Source organism: Rosistilla oblonga, assembly GCF_007751715.1.
GTDB lineage: Bacteria > Planctomycetota > Planctomycetia > Pirellulales > Pirellulaceae > Rosistilla > Rosistilla oblonga.
In genome coordinates this window covers 6995036-7017034 of record NZ_CP036292.1, presented here as the reverse complement: position 1 = coordinate 7017034, position 21999 = coordinate 6995036, and the positions used below count along the sequence as shown (strand labels likewise).

The 21999-nt window shown below is 58.8% G+C and carries 17 protein-coding genes and 1 tRNA gene; 4 read left to right on the top strand and 14 right to left on the bottom strand.

What is annotated here, in order from left to right:
• Positions 1–519 precede the first annotated feature (519 nt).
• Positions 520–1158, top strand: a complete 639-nt coding sequence (locus tag CA51_RS24765; protein ID WP_145123784.1) for a DUF3800 domain-containing protein — start codon at positions 520–522, stop codon at positions 1156–1158.
• 514 nt (positions 1159–1672) lie between these two features.
• On the opposite strand, the gene CA51_RS24760 is transcribed toward CA51_RS24765, so the two are convergent.
• A tRNA-Val gene (locus tag CA51_RS24760) sits at positions 1673–1746 on the bottom strand.
• Positions 1747–2092: 346 nt separating this feature from the next.
• Here CA51_RS24760 and infC point away from each other — a divergent pair.
• On the top strand, positions 2093–2608 hold the full coding sequence (infC, locus tag CA51_RS24755; protein WP_231745884.1) for a translation initiation factor IF-3: 516 nt from the start codon (positions 2093–2095) through the stop codon (positions 2606–2608).
• A gap of 251 nt (positions 2609–2859) precedes the next feature.
• On the opposite strand, the gene CA51_RS24750 is transcribed toward infC, so the two are convergent.
• From CA51_RS24750 to CA51_RS24740, 3 genes are read right to left on the bottom strand one after another with little or no spacing between them, the layout of a single operon-like run.
• Positions 2860–3945, bottom strand: coding sequence for a serine hydrolase domain-containing protein (locus CA51_RS24750; protein ID WP_145123782.1), 1086 nt, complete (start codon positions 3943–3945; stop codon positions 2860–2862).
• Entirely contained in the window at positions 3945–4211 is a 267-nt protein-coding gene (locus CA51_RS24745; protein ID WP_145123781.1) for a (2Fe-2S)-binding protein, read from the bottom strand. The genes CA51_RS24750 and CA51_RS24745 overlap by 1 nt, the downstream gene beginning before the upstream one ends.
• A gap of 2 nt (positions 4212–4213) precedes the next feature.
• Positions 4214–5407, bottom strand: a complete 1194-nt coding sequence (locus CA51_RS24740) for a M20/M25/M40 family metallo-hydrolase (protein WP_145123780.1) — start codon at positions 5405–5407, stop codon at positions 4214–4216.
• 241 nt (positions 5408–5648) lie between these two features.
• Here CA51_RS24740 and CA51_RS24735 point away from each other — a divergent pair, with 241 nt between their 5' ends.
• Complete coding sequence (locus tag CA51_RS24735) at positions 5649–6515, top strand: class I SAM-dependent methyltransferase (protein WP_145123779.1); 867 nt, start codon at positions 5649–5651, stop codon at positions 6513–6515.
• Here CA51_RS24735 and CA51_RS24730 read toward each other — a convergent pair.
• Positions 6495–7550 carry a fatty acid desaturase family protein gene (locus CA51_RS24730; protein WP_145123778.1) on the bottom strand — a complete coding sequence of 352 codons (1056 nt, stop codon included), beginning with the start codon at positions 7548–7550 and terminating at the stop codon, positions 6495–6497. The two genes, CA51_RS24735 and CA51_RS24730, sit on opposite strands and share 21 nt — an antisense overlap.
• Positions 7551–8017: 467 nt before the next feature.
• Here CA51_RS24730 and CA51_RS24725 point away from each other — a divergent pair, with 467 nt between their 5' ends.
• A complete protein-coding gene (locus CA51_RS24725) occupies positions 8018–8980 on the top strand; it encodes a DUF3500 domain-containing protein (RefSeq protein WP_145123777.1) in 963 nt (320 codons plus the stop codon).
• A gap of 87 nt (positions 8981–9067) precedes the next feature.
• Here the strand turns inward: CA51_RS24725 and phoU are convergent, their stop codons facing one another.
• From phoU to CA51_RS24680, 9 genes are all read right to left on the bottom strand, one after another.
• Positions 9068–9793 (bottom strand): phosphate signaling complex protein PhoU, encoded by a 726-nt coding sequence (phoU, locus tag CA51_RS24720; RefSeq protein WP_231745883.1) that lies wholly within the window; start codon positions 9791–9793, stop codon positions 9068–9070.
• 75 nt (positions 9794–9868) lie between these two features.
• Positions 9869–10660, bottom strand: a complete 792-nt coding sequence (gene pstB, locus CA51_RS24715; RefSeq protein ID WP_197451455.1) for a phosphate ABC transporter ATP-binding protein PstB — start codon at positions 10658–10660, stop codon at positions 9869–9871.
• A gap of 104 nt (positions 10661–10764) precedes the next feature.
• On the bottom strand, positions 10765–11982 hold the full coding sequence (locus tag CA51_RS24710; protein WP_145123775.1) for a PstA family ABC transporter permease: 1218 nt from the start codon (positions 11980–11982) through the stop codon (positions 10765–10767).
• Positions 11979–12935, bottom strand: a complete 957-nt coding sequence (pstC, locus tag CA51_RS24705; RefSeq protein WP_231745882.1) for a phosphate ABC transporter permease subunit PstC — start codon at positions 12933–12935, stop codon at positions 11979–11981. Before pstC ends, CA51_RS24710 begins: the two co-directional genes overlap by 4 nt.
• A 2-nt stretch (positions 12936–12937) precedes the next feature.
• Complete coding sequence (locus tag CA51_RS24700; RefSeq protein WP_197451454.1) at positions 12938–14014, bottom strand: PstS family phosphate ABC transporter substrate-binding protein; 1077 nt, start codon at positions 14012–14014, stop codon at positions 12938–12940.
• Positions 14015–14202: 188 nt separating this feature from the next.
• Positions 14203–15480: an aminotransferase class I/II-fold pyridoxal phosphate-dependent enzyme gene (locus tag CA51_RS24695; protein WP_145123773.1), complete on the bottom strand. Its 1278-nt coding sequence runs from the start codon at positions 15478–15480 to the stop codon at positions 14203–14205.
• Between the two features lie 62 nt (positions 15481–15542).
• The gene (locus CA51_RS24690; RefSeq protein ID WP_197451453.1) at positions 15543–18539 is read right to left on the bottom strand and encodes a PVC-type heme-binding CxxCH protein; all 2997 of its coding nucleotides are present in this window, start codon (positions 18537–18539) and stop codon (positions 15543–15545) included.
• Between the two features lie 454 nt (positions 18540–18993).
• On the bottom strand, positions 18994–19698 hold the full coding sequence (locus tag CA51_RS24685) for an SDR family NAD(P)-dependent oxidoreductase (protein ID WP_145123771.1): 705 nt from the start codon (positions 19696–19698) through the stop codon (positions 18994–18996).
• 115 nt (positions 19699–19813) lie between these two features.
• On the bottom strand, positions 19814–21880 hold the full coding sequence (locus CA51_RS24680) for a thioredoxin domain-containing protein (RefSeq protein WP_145123770.1): 2067 nt from the start codon (positions 21878–21880) through the stop codon (positions 19814–19816).
• Positions 21881–21999: the final 119 nt, after the last annotated feature.

Here is a 21999-nt window from a genome sequence, read left to right as displayed (position 1 = left end):
TCGACCGACGCCGCTATCTGTCAGCTATCCCACTCGCCGCTTGGGTCGTCGATCGGTTGCGACGTGCTAACCGGAGTCGAAACCACATTTCGGCGACTGTTCCGAATCGGCAAGCCGGTTCCCTTTGGGAACGTTGTCCGTGATGCAAAAAAACACGAGCGTTTCGACCGGCGCGTGTTCGGCGCGATCCCTGCCCGGATGCATCGGGACGGCGAAATCGTCAAGGCTGGATACAGGACCAGCGAATCAGCGAAACATCACGCCGCCATCAAACAACGGTGGAGGCTGGCGTAATGTTGTCTCCATTGGAATTTGAAACGCTCGCCGATGTTGTTGCCCATCGCGTGACGGCCTGGTTGTCAAATAAACGTCGTTCGCTGACTCGCCAAAAACTGGCCCCGATCACTAATACGAGTTCGCCAAAGCTGGACTCGGCATCGTGTTTCGGAAACAGTTTGTTGTGGGCGGAGTCGCGTGCGGGATGGATGTTCGCTTGGCATCTTTCAGGAAGGGTGGGGGATGCTTGTATTCTTTGATGAATCCGGCGACACCGGAATGAAGCTCGGTGCGGGGTCGTCGCGATATTTTGTTGTGACCGGCGTGCTGTTTCTCGACCGGGATGAAGCCCTGCGGTGCGATCAGGCAATTGACCGATTCCGACAAAAGTCCGGCGCGTCTGGCCGCGAATTCAAGTTTGCCAAAATGCCCGATGCGTTCCGGTTGCAATTCTTCCAAGCGGTGCAGTCGTTTGAATTTCTGTACTCGACCTTTGTGCTCGACAAGTCGCTGATTTCGGGGCCAGGGTTTCACGATAGTCGATCGTGCTACAAAGATTCGACTCGGCTGCTGTTCGAGAACATGGCTCCCCATCTACGCGACGCGATCGTGGTGCTGGATCGATGCGGCAATCGCGACTTCGTCAATCAACTGAAGAAGTACTTGAAGACTCACGCCAATGCGGGAGAGCGACGTGCGGTCAAGAACGTGAAGACGGATGATTCGCACAAAAACAATCTCGTCCAGCTGGCCGACATGGTTTGCGGTGCCGTTGCGAGATGCTACAGCAGCAGCGCCGGGAACCGACGGCAGTTTCGTCGCTTGATCGAGCACAACGAATTGGAGGTGCGGATTTGGCCGACAGCAACGGACGCTACCTGAGTGCGCACAAAAAAACCCGTCGCCTATTCCTTGCGGAAACGCACACACTGGGTGACTGTTCGGCATACGGGTCAATTCCAACAGAATTATCGCCCGCTGCAGAGAAAACATCAACCAGAAAATCAAATAGTGCGGTACTTCCACCCCGCCGAGCGACGCGAGTTGCTTGACAGCCTAATCGCGGCGCAAGCTACGTCTCCTGCTAGCAGCGCCGGGGCAAGTCAGCGCCCAATATTTGGGCGTTGTTGGCAACCCGGCGCGTAAGCGAGGCGCCGCGTGAATTCCTCGCTTACGCGTCGGGTTACCATTTCCGGTGACGATCCAGTTTGAAAAAGTGCCCTGCCCCGCCGGCAGCGCTTCCTTCTTTAGAACAAGAAGAGCGCCTCGAAACGCGCCGAGCTCGATCTGCTGTGTGTGCTGAAACGAAAAAAGCCCCGGCTTGCTACAAGCTAGGGCTTTTTTGGATTGGTGTTTTTTTTTCTGGGGGGGCAGTTCGAGGACTGCTTTAAGAAAGTGGGCGATATTGGATTCGAACCAACGACCTCTACGATGTCAACGTAGCGCTCTAACCAACTGAGCTAATCGCCCTCGATGGGCATCCGATTAGGTGTTTCGGCTTGTCGACGGGCGACACTTAACCAAAACATTTATCGGCTGGTCCGGTAGTCTTGCTTCAAGATCGTTTCTCGTCAAGGGCGGGGAGAGGGATCAATGGGGGCGATAAGCCGTTAAATCTTATAAAATCGTTAAAAATGCTGTTGACTGGGCCCTTCCCGAGCACTGATACTTTTGAAAAGCCCTTGCTTCCACTGTTGTAACGATTCGGATGCTAAGGGTTTATGTTGGCTGTCGCGATGACGGCGAAGATGTTTTTTTCCCCATGGGCCGAATAAGGTTTGGCCGAGGTTTGTGAATGGCACTAGCAAGAAGAGGTATGCAACCGCAGGTCGAGCGTGATTCGACCCGGATCAATACCCAGATTCGTATTTCTCCGATCCGCGTTGTAGGTCCCGAAGGGGATCAATTGGGGGTAATTTCCACCGAAGACGCGCTATCGCGAGCCCGAGATGCCGGTCTCGATCTAGTTGAGGTCGCTCCCAACGAACGGCCGCCGGTTTGCCGAATCATGGATTACGGCAAATACAAATACGACAAGAACAAAAAGAAAAACTCACACACTTCGCACCAGACGAAGACGAAAGAGATTCGTTTGCGGCCCAAAACAGGCCAGAACGACATCGACACCAAGATCCGTCAGGCCGAAAAATTCTTGGGGCACAAGGACAAGGTCCAAGTCTCCGTCCTCTTCCGTGGCCGTGAAAACGCTCACATCGACGAGGGCGAAAAGGTGATGGAACTGGTCCTCGAACAGCTGGCTGAAGTCGGCAAGGTCGAGTCGGCGCCGCAACGCAACGGTCGCCGAATCATCTGCATGTTGGCGCCTCGCTAAACGGTGCCAGCCCGATACCGGTGGCTCATGTCACCGGTAATGCGTCTGCCCCCTCCAGGCTATCGGACTCTCTGCAGCGGCAGCCCGATAGCGGAGGAACGCCTCAAGCGCTTGCTGGTTCGGAGCACAGCGTTTGCCTCCCGGCCAGCGTTTCGCATCGGCGGCATTCCCGCGGGTCTGCAAAGCAAGACCAGACACGTTATCCACAAGGCACTCGCGCCGCCGTGTCTGCGATTCTCGTCGACTGTCGCTTATTTCTGAGCGACGGCTTGCAGCAACTGGACTGCCAGGGTGTCGATCTTTTCGCTGGCGGTGTTCGATAGCACGACCACCGCGGCCCCCGCCCAACGATTGATCATCAGCATGCTGTGGTAACCGCCAGTCTGGCCGTTGTGCCACCGCGTCGAACCGTCACCGGTGACGTGCCAGCCGAGTCCCATCACCGGTCCCTGATCGCTATCGTCGCGATGGACCTGCCACGCGATTTCGATCGCCGGCCCAAGCTTGCTCGATTCTGGCTTCAGGTTCGCCGCTGCAAATCGCAGCATATCGGCAAGGCTGCTGCGGATCCCACCTGCCCCCGGCATGTCGGCGAAGTCCCAGTTGGCGGTCTCGGTGCCGTCGGCCAGATGTGGTTTCGCCAGCCGATCGCGCATCGAAGCTGTCAGTGCGACTCGCGTGTCAGCCATCCCCAGCGGCTCGGCGATCCGTTGCTGCAGCAGTTGGTCGTAGGAGAGTTGGGCTCGATCGGCGACAGCACTTCCTAACAGGGCAAAGCCGAGGTTCGAATATTCGTGAGCCGCGCCGGGCTCGCGTCGCAAACGGTGGGAGTTCAGAAATTCGTAAGCCAGCGTTGTCGTGTAATCGACGTAGGGGTTGTCGGTTTGCAGGCTGGGCATGTTATCGGCTAGCCGCGGCAGGCCGGAGCGATGTGTGGCGAGATCGACCAATTGAATCGGCCGCGTTTCGCCAGCGGGCATCGTGACACCCTCGGGCAACAGTTCTTGGGCGGCTTGGTCGAGTTGCAACTGCTTGCGAGCGACGGCATCAGCTAACAGCAAGCCGGTGAAGACTTTGGAGATCGACGCGATCTCGTAGATCGTGTCGTCATCGGGTGTAGGGCCGCCGGTTCGAGTTTGCCCGAGGTGCTGCGTCGTCGCCTGGTCGCCTTTCAAGACGCCAACCGAAAGCCCAGCCGCTTGTTTGGATTCGATGTATGGCGTGGCGAGTTGCTGGATGATCGCGGCGACATCGTCGTCGGCTTGCGACGGAGCCGCAACGACGGCTGACGCCAAGACCAACAACATGCCAATGCGAAACAGATTTTGACCGATCATCAGGTGAGTCCTTTGTTCTTGCGATGCTGTTGGCGTCCCGAAGCGTAAGCGTCGGTATCGGGCAGGCCGTCGTCGGGTTGTTCGATCTGCTGGGCCGATTGCTCCAGCAACCGCTGCAGAAACGGACGGCACCAACCGCAACCGGTCCCCGCGCCAAAACACTCGCTCAACTGGCTCGCTTTGACAGGCTTGCGGATGCGGATGAAGTTCACGACCTTCCGTTTGGTGACGTGAAAACAGAGGCACAGTTCGTCGTCGAGTTCCATCGTTACACGCCACTCGTCGTGTCGCAAGCCAACGCGATCGCCACGCGGCAGGCGTCCAGGTAGTCATCGATTTCGAGCGTTTCATTGGCGGTGTGAATGTTCCGTTGGCCACAGCCCAAAGTGACCGCGGGGATGCCATGCTTGTAGAGCCAGTTGGCATCCAGGCCGCCCCCTGCCAATTCGGTGTAGGGCTTGCGGCCTAATTGTTCAACAGCCGCCGCCGCCATGCGAACGCTGGGAGCGTCGTCGTCGATACGGAACGAATCGTAATCCAGGTGCGAGCTGAATTCGATCTGGCCGACCGAGCCATCGGCGGCGGTAACCTGCGTCGCAGCCCATTGGAAAGCCGATCGGATCTCGTCGACGATCCGCGTTCGCATCGCCGAATCGTGGCTGCGAGCCTCGACGCGAAGATTGACTTCGGGAGTGACGACGTTGGTCGCCTGGCCGCCTTGGATCACGCCGACGTTGCTGGTGCCGCGGCCCTCGGGTTTCTCGATGCGGCCGTGCCAGCCGTCGTTGTGCAGGCGAGCGATCGCGAGACTTGCGATGGCGATCGCGCTGATCCCTTGTTCGGGAGCGACTCCGGCGTGGCTGGGGCGTCCGGTGATCTTGATCTCCATCCGCTCGCCGCCGGTCGCACCAACTGTCAACTTGTCGACGGTGCCGCCATCGAAGTTGAAGGCCAAGCCGACGTCGCCGATCTTGCCGACGTCGAGGTTTCGCGCCCCCTGCAGACCGACTTCTTCTTGGATCAACCAACCGAAGACCAGCGGCGGGTGATCGCCTTTCAGCTTGAGCGCTTCGAGCGCCGCGGTCAGGATCGCAGCACAGCCGGCACGATCGTCGGCCCCTAAGCCAGTCGCCGGATCGGTCGAGACGATCTGGTCCCCTTCGCGAGCCGGTTGAGCGCCTTCGCAGATCGGCACGGTGTCCATGTGTGCGGTCAACAGACGCGCCGGCAGGTCCGACTTGCCGGGCAGATGGAAGATCAGGTTACCGACTTCACCCGCCAGCCGAGTTCGCGTGTTGGCGTCGTCGTAGCTGAACTGAGCGATCGCGGCGCCGGCGTCGGTCAGTTCGGCGATGATCGCTTCGGAGACCGCCGTCTCGCAGCCGCTGATGCCGGGGATCGCCATCAATCGGATCACGCGATCGACAGCTTGCTGGGTGTCCAATGGAATAGATCTCGACATGGGATTCGCTTCTCGGTGGTTATGGGGTGATCGGCCAGGGCAATGCATTGTTTCAAGTGGAGGTATCAGCCGGCAAGCGTTAGCGTCCGGTTTGCCTGGAGAACCGGACGCTAACGCGTGCCGGCTAATTTGCCTATGCACAAACACTCATTAGCCCTGGGTGATCGGCTATCGTCTGCAAGCTTTATCGATACACTAGGTCAGGTCGGCACGCCATCCCTTGCCCTTGAATTATGAAGCCGTGAACGCATCCGAATCTCCCAACCCGCCCTACTTCGATGTTCTGTTAGACCGGATCGCGTCGGGCGATCGCGAGGCGGTGACCGCGTTTGGGCGGCATGTTCACTGGGGACTTTGGGATTCCCCCGCCGCCGCTGACGGAAGTGCCGCCGATTATCTGCAGGCGGCAGAGCGAATGTGTCAGCGGATCTGCGACGCCGCCAAGATCCAACCGCCCGCCCGGATCGCCGATGTCGGTTGCGGTTTCGGCGGCACGATCGCGAGCCTGAACGAGCGGTACCAGTCGCTGGCGATGACGGGGATCAACATCGATCCGCGGCAATTGCAGCGGGCTGAGGAACAGGTGGTCCCGGCGGCGGACAACCAGGTCCAGTGGACCTGTGCCGACGCGGCGTCGCTGCCACTGGACGATGCAGCGTTTGATGCCGTGCTGGCTGTCGAGTGTATCTTTCACTTCGATCGGCCTCGCTTCTTTGCCGAAGCGTCTCGAATCCTGCGACCCGGCGGCGTGCTGAGCCTTTCCGATTTTGTCCCTCAGCCGCAGATGGCTGACTTCATGACCGGCGGCGCCGGTGCGATGAGCGAAGCGATCCGCTGGACCTACGGCGATGTCGACATGTCGTGCAGCCTCGACGGATACGAACAACTCGCCGCCGAAAACGGGATGCGGTTGTTGGCTTGCGAGGACGTGACCGAGCAGACTCTGCCAACCTACGACTTCTTGTGCGAAGGGGCGCAGCGATGGCACGACCGTCATCACGCCGAGCTGTTCCTGCAAGCGACGGGTTGGCTGCGGAAAGCGTCTCGCAAGAAATTGATCCGCTATCTGATCTTGAGCTTCGAAAAGCTAGGCGATCGGAGCTGCTGATTCATTGGACGGCGCAGGTGTCATCAGTTCGCGGATCACGCCGACGTAGGTCTTCGTGACGTGCGCGTGCTCGCAGAACTCATCGTCCTGCATCAGTTCGTCGTGCAATTTGGAAAGGTTGCATCCGGGGACCGACGGGAACAGATGATGTTCCAGGTGATAGTTGACGCCGTAGGGTGCGATCATGATCCGCTCGAAAAGGCTTGGCAGCACGGTCCGCGTGGCGTTCAGTTCGTGAGTCTGCCGCGTGCCTAGATGCTCCGCCGTCGCGCGAACGCGGTTGATCAGATTCAGCAGCGTGATCCCTGAAAACATATATAACGCCATCAACGAGAGCGTGAGGCGTGGCGAAACTTTGATCGCCACGGCGAATCCGGAATAGACGGCGATCATCGACGCCACGTACAGCACGCGAGCTCGCATCGGGAACGCGGCGTCGACAGGCCGATACAAATGGTTCCACGGCGCCCAGTATTTGAAGAGGATCCAACTGCGGTGCGCGTTGATCCCCAGCAGGCTGCGGAGCATCGTGACAAAACATCCCCAACGGGTCTTGGGCCATTCAAACCATTCCTGTTCTTCGCGCTGAGCCGCGAGATCTTGATCCTCTTCGGTGTTGGCAAACCGATGGTGACGGAAGTGTGTCCGGCGATATAGCGTGGTGCTCATCCCGATCGGGAAAGCGATAAACAGGTCGCAGACGACGTCGTTGACGCTGCGGTTCTTGTACAGCAGGTAATGGACTCCATCGTGCAGCATCACGCCCAACGCCTGCATCCGGCTGGCGACGACAAACGCCGCGACCAGGTAGACCGCCCAGTGGCCGCTGTATCCGGCGGCGAACATCGCGGCGATCATCAGCGACCAATGGAACAATAGATAGCCGGTCGTTCGCCAACCGTTGACGTCCGATAGGGCTCGCACGCTTTCGATGTGCCGCGTTCGCGAGAAGCGGGGCAGCGGCAGTTCGCTCTCATCGGTCGCGGGCCGATTGCCATCGGCTGCATCGTTCAGGATCTGATCAACGGTTCTCATCGGCTCCGGTGGGGCGAGCCCCTGCAAATTGGAAGTCCTGTGTCGGAGATGGGGTGGGGAGTTGATAGCTTCCCACCCTTTTAGTGTAGCTTGCTCGGTCGATCCGCAATTGCAAGCGACAAACAACAGTGCAATTAAGTTTTTCAAGCTCGAACGCCCCATGAAACGGGTAACCCGAAGCGTAAGCGAGGAATTCCCGGGACCGCTCGCTTACGCGTCGGGTTGCCAGTAATCCCTAATCTCGAGCCGTGATTTGCTCTGGCGGCAAACCGTCGAGGGGCTGGAGTTACCGGTCGATCTCCTTCTCGGTCGCCCAAGCCGAGGGAGGCGTAACGCCCCCGCATTTGCGAATTTGTGTCGGCCGCGGTACCGAAAGGCCGAAAAATGATGCAACCGGCGAGAAACACCCGTAAAATGGATTCTCCGCCTTCCCGCCCCAATCCATCCACTCAGGAGTTCGCAGTCGCATGACCAGGCAACCCAACGCCATCGATCGTCGCTCGTTTGTTCGAATCGCTAGCGCCGCCACCGTTGCGGTCCCCTTGGCTGGCTCGATCGCTCGGTTTGCTCACGGTGCCCCGGCGGCTCGTCAGCCTGCTGAAAGCGCCGTCGGCGAACTCTACTCTTCGCTGTCCGAGGCGCAGCGCGGCGAGATCTGCTTCGACTTCAATCACTCCAAGCGAAGCGAGATCAGCGCCAACTGGCACGTCACCAAACACAAGATCGGCGACACTTTCTACAGCGACAAGCAACGCGATCTGATCGACCGCGTGATCCGCGGCGTGACCAGCGAAGATGGCTACGAGAGGTTCCAGCGACAGATGACCTCCGATCACGAAGGGGTCCACAATTATGCGATCGCGATTTTTGGCGATCCATCGACCGATCAGTTTCAGTGGGAACTGACAGGTCGCCACCTGACGATGCGAGCCGACGGGAACAGCGTCCCCGGCGCTGCCTTTGGCGGACCGTTGGTCTACGGCCACGGTGTCGGCAACCCGAAGCGCAGTCTATTCGGCTACCAGACAGCGGTCGCCAACGAGGTCTTCAAGTCGCTGGATGCCGACCAAGCCAAGGCGGCTCTGCTGGAAGGCTTCCCCGGTGAGTGGGAGGTCGAACTGCAGGGGAGCGAAGGGAAATTCGAAGGCGTTGCTGTCGCGGATCTCTCCGGCGAACAAAAGCAGCTCGTCGAACAGACACTGCGAACGATCATCGCTCCCTACCGCGAGACCGACGTCGAAGAAGCGATGTCGATTCTGGACACCAACGGCGGCGTCGATCAGTTGCGAATGGCCTTCTATCAAGACGAAGACCTATTAAACGACAAGGTCTGGGATCTGTGGCGAATCGAAGGCCCGAACTTGGTTTGCCATTTCCGCGGCGCACCTCACGTTCACGCCTACATCAACATCGGCGTCAAGAAGGCTTAAGCGATCGACGGGGAACGAAGCCGCTCGGCAAGAGCGGCTTCGCCCGGCAGGCGTTTTACCCGGCAGACCCTCTAGCCGGCAGACGTTTTAGCTGTCGCTGTCAGGGCGCGGCGTGCTGCGGCCGTGCTCTTCCGGCTTGTGGCGAATGATCTCTCCCTCGACCAGGAAGACCACATCTTCGGAGATGTTTTCGGCGAGGTCGGCGATCCGTTCCAAGTGGCGGGCGGCGCTGAAGCAGTGCAGTGCCGGTTCGACCGAATCGGGATCGCGTTTCATGATCTCGCGCAGTTCTTGGATCAGGCTGCGATTCAATTCGTCGACTCGCTCGTCGGACCGCATCACACTAAAAGCGAGCGAAGTGTTGGATTCGACAAACGAATCGAGCGCTCGGCTGACCATCGTCGTCGCTTCGCTGACCATCGGTTCGAAGTCGTCGGGGATCGGGAACAGCGGGAAATGGGTCAACGCCTTCGCTCGCTCGGCGATGTTGCAAGCCAAGTCGGCCATTCGCTCCAGGTCGCTGTTGACCTTGATCACCGTCGTGGTCCAGCGCAAGTCGCTGGCGACCGGTTGGTGAAGAGCCAGTAGATTCAGACAGTCGTCTTCGATCGCCACCTCGCGTTGGTCGACGATCTCGTCGGACTTGATCACCTCGTCGGCCAGGTTGATGTCGCGTTGGTACAGCGATCGGACCGATTTGTTGATCATCTGTTCGACGATCCCAAACAGCGACAGCAGATCGGATTGCAAGCGATCGAGACTGCGTTGCAGGTGCCGAGATCGGCGGAGCTTGTTCTTCAGTTCGTCCGACACGTTATTAACCTTAGGGTGGCAAGAGGATCGGTGGCGTCAGGAATTGCGTGAGCCGACAGCGACATGGCGTCGGGCTTATCCAAATTTGCCGCTGACGTAGTCTTCGGTCTGTTTGTTCGATGGCTTGGTGAAGACCTGTGACGTCGACCCCAGTTCGATCAGCTTGCCCTCGTAAAAGAAAGCGGTCTGGTCGCTGCACCGCGACGCTTGCTGCATGTTGTGAGTCACGATCACGATCGTGTATTGTTCGCGCAGTTCGTAGATCAGATCTTCGATCGCCAGCGTGCTAGCCGGATCCAGCGCCGAACAGGGCTCGTCCATCAACAGCACTTCGGGGCCCGTCGCGATCGCTCGAGCGATGCACAGCCGTTGTTGCTGGCCGCCGGACAAACCGAAGGCGGGCCCGTTGAGCCGATCCTTGACTTCGTTCCAAACAGCGGCTTTGCGGAGCGCCCATTCGACAAGTTCTTCGAGTTCGCTGCGGGAGATCCGCATGTGCAACCGCGGCCCGAAGGCGACGTTTTCAAAGATCGTCTTGGGGAATGGATTCGGCTTCTGGAACACGATCCCAATCCGCCGGCGAAGGTCGACGACATCGGTGCGATCCGACAGCAGATCCAGGTCGCCCATCTGCAGCGATCCGCTGGCACGGGCGATCGCAACCGTATCGTTCATGCGATTGATCCATCGCAAAAACGTACTCTTGCCGCAACCGCTGGGGCCGATAAACGCAGTCACTCGATTTCGAGGGATCTGCAGCGAGAGATCGTGCAACGCCTGGAAATCGCCGTACCAGGCGTTGAAGTTGTGGGTGCTGATCGCGGCTTCGGCGCTTTCGCCAGGCGACTGGTTCGCGTCATTGGCCATCGCAGGTGTCACTCGATTGGTTTTAATTGCGGCTTCAGACATTAAAAATGCAGTGTAGGTTGGGGCCCTGTTCGTCGACTGTTCGCAACGATCGCCGATCGTGATCAACGCGACGCGAACTTCTTTTCTGCCCAGTAGCGAAGCAAGATAGCGATCGAATTCATCGTCAACAGCAGGCACAGCAGGACGATAATCGCCGTCGCCGAAAGCTCCCAGAATCCAGGGTTATCGTCGCGGGCCCAATTATAAATTGTGATCGGCATCGCGGCGGCATTGTCCATCAAATTTTCGGGTGCATTTCGCTTGCCGACCACGCCCCCCATCACCGCCAGCAGCGGCGCAGCTTCCCCTACAGCGCGGCTCATCGCCAATATCGCCCCGGTCATGATTCCAGGAATCGAAGCGGGCAAAACGATCGTGCGGACCATCTGCCAGCGAGTGCAACCCAGCCCAAGGCCGGCGTCGCGCATCGTATCGGGAACCGCGCGGATCGATTCCTGCGAGGAGATGATCACGATCGGCAGCACGACTAGCGCCAGCGTAAGGCCAGCCGACAAGACACTCTTGTGAAACGGCAGACGCAGGTAATGCCAGGGGTGTTTGGCAAAGATGCTGGCTTTGGATCCGCGGTAGACCGTCTGCCCCAGTACCGTCGGGTCGGTTGGCTTAGTCGCTCCGCGATCGATCACGTTGAGTGTGAAATCGCCGCCGTCGGGATACCTCGCAGCGATCGGTTCTTCGATTTCCAGCACGCGAAGTGTTTTGTCGGTGACGGGAATCCAGACGAACGTCTTGGCGGCAGTTCGCACCTGGTAATAACGCTGTGCACCAAACTCCAAGTCGGCCGCCTTGTTGGCTTCGTAGGTTCCAAACAGACCAAACATGTAGACAAACGCGGTTAGCCCGAGGATGCCGTAGACGATCGACGGCACGCCGGCGAGGTTGGTGATGTTCAATTGCACCAGATTGTGCAGGATCGCCAGCGCCTTGTTGCGCGGTTTGAACTCTTCCAAGAAGATCGCCGTGCCGATCCCGATCGGCAGCGCCGCGGCGCCACAGATCAAACAGATCACGATCGATCCGATGATCGCTGGCCAGAGCCCCGAGCCGTCGGGGTTGTCGTCGCGATGGACGCCCGTCAGGAAATCCCAGGAGAGTTGGTCGACGCCGCGAACGAAGACCGTCGTCAACAAGACGATCAGGATCACGACAGCCTGAACGGCGACCAACATGCAGGCAACGCGAAAGATGGCACTGATCGTATGCCGGTTCTTCGCTCGCTGCGGGTCGACCGCGGGAACTTGGTAATCGGCTTCGCTCATTCGTAGGCCTCACGGTATCGGCGGCGGACGAACTGACCAATCAATGTTGTGATGAACGTCAACAGGAAGAGGGTCAGGGCGACGGCGTAGATCGAATAATAGGCGATCGTGCCGGGGATCACGTCTTCGCTCTGGAAGACCTCGACGATAAATCCGGTCATCGTTTGCGAGGGGCCACGAGGGTCCACCGTAAACGTGGGGATCGAACCGGCGGCGAGAGCGACGATCATCGTTTCGCCGATCGCGCGGGCAAAGGCCAGTAGGAAAGCCGACACGATTCCCGACATCGCCGCGGGGATCACTACCTTCACGACGCTATCGAATCGCGTGCCACCAAGCCCATAAGCTGCCTCGCGAAGGCCGCGAGGAACGGCTTGCAGAGCGTCTTCGGCCAGCGAACTGACAAGCGGCAAGCAGAGGATGCCGACAGCAATCCCCGCCGACATGGCGTTGTAGGGCTTGAAGCCGAGCGGTTCGAGTAGCGACGGCGTGATCACGACGACGGCAAAATATCCCAACACGACGGTTGGCATACCGGCCAATATTTCAAGCACAGGCTTCAGGATCGCTCGGACCCATCGCGGTGCGTATTCACTTAAGTAGACAGCTGTTGTCAGCCCCAGCGGGATCGCGATCGCCATCGCGATCAACGTGATCCGCAGGGTACCCAGCAGCAGCGGCCAGATTCCATATTTGTAATCGGCTTCGTTTTTCGATCGGCCGATCGTCCATTCGGTCCCCAGCAGGAAATCGCCGAGGTCGATCCGCGAAAAGAATCCAAACGATTCGGTCAGCAAAATCGTGACGATGCCGACGGTGGTTGCGATCGAAAGCGTTGCGCACAGAGTCAGTAGCGAGACGACAAACGCTTGGTTTCGCTTGCTCGTTGCACTGGGCCGCATGCGTCGCTTCCGCAACGCGCTGGGCAATTCGACGGGTGTTCCACTCGACACAATTACTTTTTCAAATTCTCAGGCTTAAAGACGTTGATAATCGAACCCTCGCGTTTTTCACCTTCAGCCGTCAGGTAATGGGTTCCTGCAACGCGGTTTTCGATGTTGTGTGTGGCGGCAGTATAGACGCTTTCGGGAAGCGGTACATAGTTCGCAGCGGCGACAATTTCGCGAATGTTCGTCATGTACGATTCCACGAAGATTTCCACCTCGACCTTGTCCAGCGATTCGGAGTTCAAGTAGATGAACAGCGGGCGGCTGAAAGGGGCATATTCTCCCGATTCGATCGTCTCCGCGGTCGGCAACACTGCTTCCCCGGCCGGGTTGATGATCGGCACCGCTTGCAGGTCGTTCTTGTTCCGGTCGTAATAAGAGTAACCGAAGTAGCCGATCGCAAATTCATCGCCAGCGACGCCGCGGACCAGGATGTTGTCGTCTTCGTTTAAGTTGATCTGGTTGTCATCGCGGAGCGAACCCTCTTTGCCGATCACGACTTCGCTGAAGTAATCGTACGTGCCCGACCCGGTTCCTGGCGAGAAGATCGAGATCTTCTTGTCGGGCCATTGCGGATCGACCTCTTTCCACGTCTTCGCCGAATCGCCCGAGCGGAAGATCTTCTTCAATTGGTCGACGGTCAGCGATTTGACGAACTTGTTTTTAGGATGCACGGCGATCGTCAAACCGTCGTAAGCGACGGGAACTTCGATGAACTCCATGCCGTTTTCGTTGCAGGTGTCGAGTTCCTTCTGCTTGATCGGCCGCGACGCGTCCTGGATGTCGGTCTCCTTCTTGGCGAACGACTTGAACCCGTTGCTGGTCCCTTCCCCCGTGATCGAGATCGTCACGTCGGGGTGCTGTTCGTTGAAACGTTCTTTAGCTTGCGTGGTGATCGGCGAGACGGTGCTCGATCCCTCGACGGCGATCTTGCCGGTCAATTGCGAGACGGCCTCGCCATCGGAAACGACGGGGCCACCCGCGTCGGAATCCCCGCCCGACTTTTTCGAACCGCATCCCGCGACAGTCAGGAAGCCAATGCACAACATTGCCGTGAGTGTCGTTCTGCCAAATGTCTGTCTCATCGTTCGTTCCGCTTTCTGCGAGGTTGTGGAGGTGACGTTTTTCAGGTTTTCGTCGAGGCAAATCGCATTGAACTTTACACCCTTCGCCTCCTGGAAAGCACCCGTCGCTGCGCTAATTTTGCGTGAAGAAGAGCCGCCTTTGGCGGCGGCTGTTCGCCACAAGGACTGCTTCGGGGCTGGCGACCTCGTTACGTCGTCGCCTCCGATTCCAGAGCACTCTGTTTGTCCAAGCATCGCGAGATCTGGCGAACCGCCTGGCGCAGACGCTGTTCGTTTTCGACGAGCGACATCCGCAGGTAGCCTTCGCCGGCGGGGCCAAATCCGCTGCCCGGGCTGACGGCGACGTCCCCCTTCTCCAGCAGCATCATGGCGAAATCCATCGTGCTCATATGACGCCACTGTTCGGGTACCTTCGCCCAGACGAACATTCCCGCCTTGGGTGGGTCGATTTCCCAGCCGATCCGTCGCAGCCCATCGACCAGCGCATCGCGGCGACTTTGGTAGACGAGCGCCTGCTCGGCGACTGCGTCTTCGGTGTCGCGCATCGCCACGATCGCAGCGATCTGCACCGCTTGGAACATGCCGTAATCGTAGTAGCCTTTGATCGTTCCCAAGGCGCGGATCATGTCGGCGTTGCCAGCACAGAAGCCGACTCGCCAGCCAGCCATGTTGTAGCCCTTGCTCATCGTCGTGAACTCGACGCCAACATCCTTGGCTCCGGGGGCGGACAGGAAGCTGGGCGGTTGGTAGCCGTCGAAGCCGATGTCGGCGTAGGCAAAGTCGTGGATCACCATGAACCCGTACTTCTTGGCCAGACGCACCACCTCGACGAAGAAGTCGGGCTCGATCGTCGCCGCCGACGGATTGTGCGGGTAGTTGATGATCAACAACTTCGGCCGCGGCGTGAAAGTCTGGCAGGTGTATTCGACGTTGCGGAGAAATTTCTCGGGGTCGAAGACGTCCAGCGTGACGACGTTCCCCGACGCCAAGATGACCGCGTACATGTGGATCGGGAAATAGGGAGATGGGATGATTGCGGTGTCACCAGGCCCCATTAGAGCCAGGCACATGTGCGAAAATCCCTCCTTGCTTCCCAGGCAAGCGATGACTTCGTGATCGGCTTCCAGCTGCACGTCGTATTTACGTTCGTACTTATTGCAGACCTCGCGGCGGAGATTCAGCAAACCGTTCGATTTGCTGTAGCCGTGGTTGCGTTCATCGTGAGCCGCTTCGGTCAGTTTCTCGACGACGTCGGTCTGCGGCGGATCGGAGGGATTACCCATCCCCATATCGATTACGTCGCTACCGTCGCGACGCTTTTGATAAAGCATCGCGTTGATCCGCCCGAACATGTACGGCGGCAACCGATCGACCCGATTGGCAACACGAATTTGAAACGGCTCGGGTTGCGGATCTTCGGTCGATTGGTCGATTGCAGGTCCGTCGAGATTGATCTGATCGCTCATGGGCGTGGGTTCCAAATGTAGAGGAAAGTCGCGCCCATTCTCTCAAGATGTTTCCCGTTTCGCTAGGGCTGGATCGTCTTTACAAACGAAATCACATCGGCCAAGTCCTGGCGTTTGAGATCGGTTTCCAATCCTTCGGGCATCAACGACACGCCCGTCGCTTGCATCAGGTCGATGTTGCTGCGAAGGATCACGTCTTCCTTCCCTTCAGCGCGTTTGAGCGTGATGCTGCTGGACGATTCCGCCCCGATCATCCCGGTCAGCACACGACCGTCGATCGTTTGCACGATGTAGGTGTTGAAGTTCGGTTGCGCTTCGCGGTTGGGATCCAGGATCGCGATCAACAGATCGGCTGTCGATTTGTTTTTCACCGATTCCAGGCTCGGAGCAACTTGGTGCCCTAGCTTGCCAACCTGGTGACAGACAGCACATTTCTGCTTGAAGATCGCCAGGCCACGAGTCGAATCGCCTTCGAGATTCAGCACGTCCTGATACTGGTCGACAACCTTGGCTCGGTCGCTGTTGACCGCTCCGGCGAACAATGCTTTGCCGCGAGCTTGCAGCTGCTTGTTCGGATGCGCCATCACCAATTGCTTCGTCTCCGCAGGCAGTTCGCCCGGCTTGATCGCCTTGGCTTCCACACTGTCCAGCAATTTTCCGAGCCACGCTGGCTTATCCGACAGCGCGACTAGAACCGCTTGGCGGATCTGTGGGCTGTGTCCACGCCAGCCTTCCAGCATCTCGCTGGCCAGCAGGTCGGAATTCAATTGAGCCATCGATTGGACAGCAGCCAGTTGCAAGCTCTGCGGGTATTGCGGATCGAGCATCGCGGGCAACGTTTCCGTCGCGGTTTCCAGATCGGCAAAGGCGAGCAACTGGACCGCAGCGGTGCGGTCGGCCATCGATTCATCTTCATCGGTTGCGCGATCGTTTGCTTGTTGCATCATCGCGGCAAACGCTTGAACGCGGGCATCGTCAGCCGATGCGGTTGGGATTAGCTTGGCAAACGAGCTGCCGCGTCGCTTCAGTCCTTCGCCCAACGAAGCCATCACGGTCCGTTGAACCGATGCGGGAACACCTGGCTTGGAGCATTCGCCGATCAAGTTCAGCGTGCCATCGGCTTCGGGAGTTGCACCGACGATCAGGGCCAGTTGCGAGATGATCGAAGCGGCCTGCTTCTGTTTTGCAAAGTCGGCGTCGCTGATCAGCGAGGCGGCCAATTGGTCGGCGGTGCCGCCGACCGACGACATCAACGCCGCGACGACCTCTGCCGAATTGTTTGGGTTGCGAGCCAAGCGGGCCAAGCCGTCGATCGCTTTAGGATCTTTCGATTCGCCCAGCGAAAAGGCTAACTGGAAACGAACGTGTTCGTTTTTGTCGTCGCACAGCGACAGCAGGTCGTCCAGAACCGCAGGCGATGTCGCCAGCATCGGTTCGGACAATCGAATCGCATGCGCTCGCACGCGTCCTTCGGAATCTTTCAGTCCGCCGCGAACGTCGGCTTCGGTCAACGAATCGAGTCCGGCCAAGCAGTACATTGCGTGCAGCCGAGCCAGTGGCTTGTCGGATGTTTTCAACAGTTCTCGCAATTGCGGAACCAGCGTTTTGTCTTGGCGTTCCCAGATCAAACGCTGCGCCGTTTCGCGGTTCCAGCTGTTGTCGGAGGCCAATTGTTGAACCAGTTCGGCTGGCGGCAGATCGCCGATTTTGACAACCGGATTTCGTTTCATATCGGGGCTGACCAAGCGATAGATCCGGCCGCGATCGTTGCCGCTGGTCAGATGCAAAAACTGCTTGATCTCCTGCGGGATCGAATACGGATGCTCGATCGTTTCGCGGTACATGTCCAGCACGTACAGGCTGCCATCGGGAGCGTTGACGAAGTTCACTGGACGGAACCAGTTGTCCGACGACGCCAGGATTTCAACTCCTTCATCAGCACGCTTGGCACGGTAGACAACCGACGATGTGTCGACCGTCTTGCGGTGAACCAGGTTGCCGCCGACATCGCCGACAAAGGCGTTGCCGCGGTAACGTTCGGGGTAGGCGTTGCCGCGATAGATGGTGATGCCGGTTGCCGAGGTGAAATATCCGATCGGGTGTTCGGTGGGAACGGCATTCTTTGGCTTTGACGGATCCAGCGGAATGAACTCCCACTCGCCGTCTTCTTTGACAACCAGCTTATAGCCCTTGTCGGCAGCTCGCCATTTCTGGCGAATGATTCGCCACGGTTCGGGCGGACTGCGGCGGAAGACGCGGGCGCTCGCTCCATCTTGGGCGATGCTGCGGATCATCCCCGAGGCGACAAAATAAGGATTCCGTTCTAGGTAATCGCGTGGATAGACAACTTGTTGGATGTGGTCGCTGTTGCTGCAGACGAACCGCGTCCCCCAGTCGTCGATGCTGTGGCCAAACTGCGAACCGCCGGTGACCGGTTCAAATTTTTCGGTCTTTGGATTCAGCCGCAGATCGGCACCGCTGATCGGGAACAATGGTTCGCCGCGATGCGTCAACGACATCGGATTGCGACCGGCCGCAAAATAGATTTGATTGTCCAGGTCCCACTTCAGACCGTTGGTGACCGCTTGCACGTTGCCCCGGCCAAACCCGGCCAAGATCTCTTCGCGCACATCGGCTTTGCCGTCACCGTCGGTGTCTTTTAGATACAGCAGGTATTTAGGGGCCAGAACGAAGATGCCGCCGTTGTAGCAGCACAGCGATGTAGGCCAGCTGAGCCCATCGGCGAAGACGACACTCTTGTCCATCGCGCCGTCGCCATCGGTATCCTCCAACATCCGGATGATCCCGGCGTCGACCAATCCGCCCCCTTCGGGATTCAGTTTGGTCGGCTCTTGGGAAAACGGATAACCGTGCATTTCGGCGACAAACATCCGCCCGTATTCATCGAAGCAGGCATCGACGGGGTCGCCCACCATCGGTTCGGACGCAACCATTTCCAGCTTGAAGCCGTCGGCGGTGCGGAACCCAGCCAACGCGTCGGCCGGTTCGGTGTGCGGGATCCGCGGCATGTCGGCCTTCGTGACTTTTCGCGATTTCACGATATCGTCGGCACTGGCGAGCGGAGAAAAGGGGAGCAGCAAACTTGCGAGACAAGCGGAGCGCAGGGCGCGGCGGGGAAATCGCATTCCGGAGACATCCAAAAGGTGGGAAAGGTGTCGAATGAACTTTAGGCGAGGAGCACTGCGAGAGTGCTGCAGCCATTGTAGCAACGGGTGCAGCGAGGGGTAACTTTTTGTAGCCCTCGATCGACAAAAATCGCCCGCACGACTCCATCAAGCCGCGCAGCCAGCTAGTCCACCAGCATTTCAGCTCTCCAAACCGATTGACTTAAGCACCATTACTCCCCCGTAACCGGCTCCCTGCAGGCGGAGCTTTCACGTAAACAGAGCGTCCGATCGCCATCGATCACGGTTTTGCCACGGAACAAATTTTCAGTGGTCAGGTCGCGGCACTGGCTTGCCGGTGTTTTGCTTCGAGAGCACCGGGGGCGTGCTATTTGCGTAGCGACGATAGACCGCCGTCGACTCCCAGAACTTGGCCGGTGATCCAGCTGCTGGCATCGGAGAGCAAGAATTCGGCTGCCGCAGCGATGTCGTCGACTTCGCCGTGGCGGCCTAGAGGATACATGGCCGCCATCGCCTGACGTTTCTCGTCGGTGGCCAGCAGACGTTCGCTCAGTTGAGTTGCGGTCAGGGCCGGGGCGATGCAGTTGACGCGAACCTTGGGGGCGAGTTCCGCAGCCCAAGTGCGAGTTAAACCTTCGATCGCTCCCTTCGCTGCCGCCACGGAGGTGTGCATGGCGAGCCCCTGTTGAACGGCGACGGTGCTGAACAGGACGACGCTGGCGGAAGCTCCCGATTTCAGTCCGGCCAAGCAGGCTTGCATGCACCTGACGGCGCCGACCACGTTGAGCTCAAAATCATCTCGCAGCGTCTGTTCGGTGACCGATCGCAGCGGTCCCAGGTTGATCGATCCCGGGCAGTAGGCCAAAGCATCGATGGAATCGGGCAGTTCATCCGCCGTCGGCCCCCGCTGCGTCACATCGAACGGAACGTGCCGAACGCCGGGCAGATCGGGCAGTTCGCCGATGCCACGCGAAAGCACCGTCACCTTGGCTCCTCTCTCCACGCAGCGGCGGACGATCCCTGCGCCGATCCCATGACTGCCACCAACGATGACGAAATTTTTGTCTTGCATCTTTCGACCAGTCCAAGAGGGTGCCGCGTCTGTGACTTACGCAAGCGATGGTATCTCGCACCGCCAACAATTGACTGTAGGCAGCGGGTTGGGACTGGCAAGTCGTTTCGTTCTTTTAGTTCTTGGATCCCAGCGCGTCGAGAATCGCTGCGGTGCCGGTGGCCGGTTCCTTGCAGGTGAAGCTTTCACATTGGTAAAGCGTCGGATCTCCATCGACTGCGGTTTTGCCACGGAACAAATTTTCAATGGTCAGGTCGCGGCTCGGTTCGCTTCCGGTGGCGACTTCCGCGGCCAAGACGGCTCGCGGGCGATAGGCCTGGAAGTAGGCCGATTTCAGCTTCGTCAGCGATTCCGCCGACGGGTCGACTAGAACAAACTGCTGCGTCGGATTCAGGCAGATGTCTAGCGCGATCAGCAATCGGCTGGCGGCCATCGATTGTTCGGTCATCACGGTCACGGCCGATCGCAGCGTCAAGTTCGCCGCCGCTTCGAAGCGTTCGTTGCCGGTCAGACGCGCCAAGCGGATCAACGCATATGCCGCTTCGCCATTGCCGCTGGGAACGCTGCTGTCGTGATAGTCTTTGGTCCGCAGGATCAGCGATTCGTGATCGTCCGCGGTATAGAAGAAACCGCCGGCGGTGGTGTCGCTGAAATGGTCGAGCATCTGGTCGGCCAATTCGCTGGCGCGGGCGAGCCACTTGCAGTCGCCATCGGCTTCGAACAGCGAAACCAACGCCGTGATCAGCGTCGCGTAATCATCGACGTACGCGTCGAGATGCGACGTGCCTTGCCGATAGGCGTGCAGCAGTCGTCCTTGATCGGTTCGCATCTGAGTCCAGATGAACTCGGCCGCTCCTTGAGCGACCTCCAACATCCGCGCGTCGCCCAGCACGCCGCTGGCCAACGCCAACGCGTCGATTGCCAGCGCGTTCCAACTGACAAGCACCTTGTCGTCGCGGCCCGGCCGGACGCGCGACTCGCGAACCTCCAGCAGCCGCTGGCGATCTTCGGCCAGTTCGCTGCGGAGCGTTTCGTAATCGAGCCCCTGGCTGCTGGCGATCAACTCCAGCGGACGCCGCAGGTTGAGGATGCTCTTGCCTTCGAAGTTTCCTTCTTGCGTGATGTCGTAGATTTGGCAGAACCGCTCGCCTCGCGCTTCGCCCAAAACCTTCACGACCTCGTCTGGCGTCCAGACATAATATTTGCCTTCCTCTCCCTCGCTGTCGGCATCTTCGGTGCAGTGGATCGCGCCGCAGGGATCCAACATGTCGCGGATCAGGTATTCGAGCGACTCGCGAGCGACTTGAGCAAACCGCTGGTTGCCGGTCGCTTGATAGCCACGTAGATAGATGCCGGCCAGCAGCGCGTTGTCGTAGAGCATCTTTTCGAAGTGCGGGACCAGCCAACGCTCGTCGACGCTGTACCGCGCGAATCCGCCGCCCAGATGATCGTAGATCCCGCCATCGGCCATCTTCGACAGGGTAACGGTGACGATGTTCAGCCAGCGATCCTCGCCGGTCGCATGCCAGTGACGCAGCATCAGTTCCAGATCCATCGGATGCGGGAATTTGGGCCGCGATCCGAAGCCGCCGTTTTGAGCGTCGAAGGTTTCCGCTTTCGCTTTGCACGCCGCCGCGATCCAGCGGGAAAACAGTTCGGGCTTGCCATCGGGCTGCGGCTGCAGCGACTCTTGCAGGTGATTCGTCATCTGATCGGCTTGGCACAAAACATCGGACTGCTTGTTTTCCCAAGCGTCGGCGACTGCGTTGACGATCGTATCGAAGCCGGGCATGCCCGATCGACTGGTCGGCGGGAAATAGGTTCCGCCGTAGAACGGTTTCCCCTCGGGAGTCAGGAACATGCTCATCGGCCAGCCTCCTTGGCCGGTCATCGCTTGGACCGCGTGCATGTAGATCTGATCGATGTCGGGGCGTTCCTCGCGATCGACTTTGATGCAGACGAAGCGATCGTTCAACAGTTCGGCGATCCGCGGTTGTTCAAAGCTCTCGTGCTCCATCACGTGGCACCAATGGCACGCCGCATATCCGATCGACAGAAAGATCGGCTTGTGTTCGTCTTTCGCCCGCTGCAGCGCTTCCTCACCCCACGGATACCAATCGACGGGATTGTCTTGATGCTGCAACAGATAAGGACTGTTGGATTGAGCGAGTCGATTGGTCATGGCAGCAGCTTTCTTGAGAGGGCAGAGTTCAGCGATGGGGAGTGTGGCGGATCGGACCCCGTCCATTAACTCAAGTCTTCAGCAAGTCGGCTCGACTGGCAAGTCCCCGCGAAAAGGAG

Coding starts and splice junctions, on each gene's coding strand:
- CA51_RS24710 (WP_145123775.1), bottom strand. CDS start 11,982: ATGAGCGAAGCCGATTACCAAGTTCCCGCGGTCGACCCGCAGCGAGCG.
- infC (WP_231745884.1), top strand. CDS start 2,093: ATGCAACCGCAGGTCGAGCGTGATTCGACCCGGATCAATACCCAGATT.
- CA51_RS24740 (WP_145123780.1), bottom strand. CDS start 5,407: ATGTCGAGATCTATTCCATTGGACACCCAGCAAGCTGTCGATCGCGTG.
- CA51_RS24700 (WP_197451454.1), bottom strand. CDS start 14,014: ATGAGACAGACATTTGGCAGAACGACACTCACGGCAATGTTGTGCATT.
- pstB (WP_197451455.1), bottom strand. CDS start 10,660: ATGGCCAATGACGCGAACCAGTCGCCTGGCGAAAGCGCCGAAGCCGCG.
- CA51_RS24680 (WP_145123770.1), bottom strand. CDS start 21,880: ATGACCAATCGACTCGCTCAATCCAACAGTCCTTATCTGTTGCAGCAT.
- CA51_RS24765 (WP_145123784.1), top strand. CDS start 520: ATGCTTGTATTCTTTGATGAATCCGGCGACACCGGAATGAAGCTCGGT.
- CA51_RS24750 (WP_145123782.1), bottom strand. CDS start 3,945: ATGATCGGTCAAAATCTGTTTCGCATTGGCATGTTGTTGGTCTTGGCG.
- CA51_RS24695 (WP_145123773.1), bottom strand. CDS start 15,480: ATGAGCGATCAGATCAATCTCGACGGACCTGCAATCGACCAATCGACC.
- CA51_RS24745 (WP_145123781.1), bottom strand. CDS start 4,211: ATGGAACTCGACGACGAACTGTGCCTCTGTTTTCACGTCACCAAACGG.
- CA51_RS24725 (WP_145123777.1), top strand. CDS start 8,018: ATGACCAGGCAACCCAACGCCATCGATCGTCGCTCGTTTGTTCGAATC.
- CA51_RS24730 (WP_145123778.1), bottom strand. CDS start 7,550: ATGAGAACCGTTGATCAGATCCTGAACGATGCAGCCGATGGCAATCGG.
- CA51_RS24685 (WP_145123771.1), bottom strand. CDS start 19,698: ATGCAAGACAAAAATTTCGTCATCGTTGGTGGCAGTCATGGGATCGGC.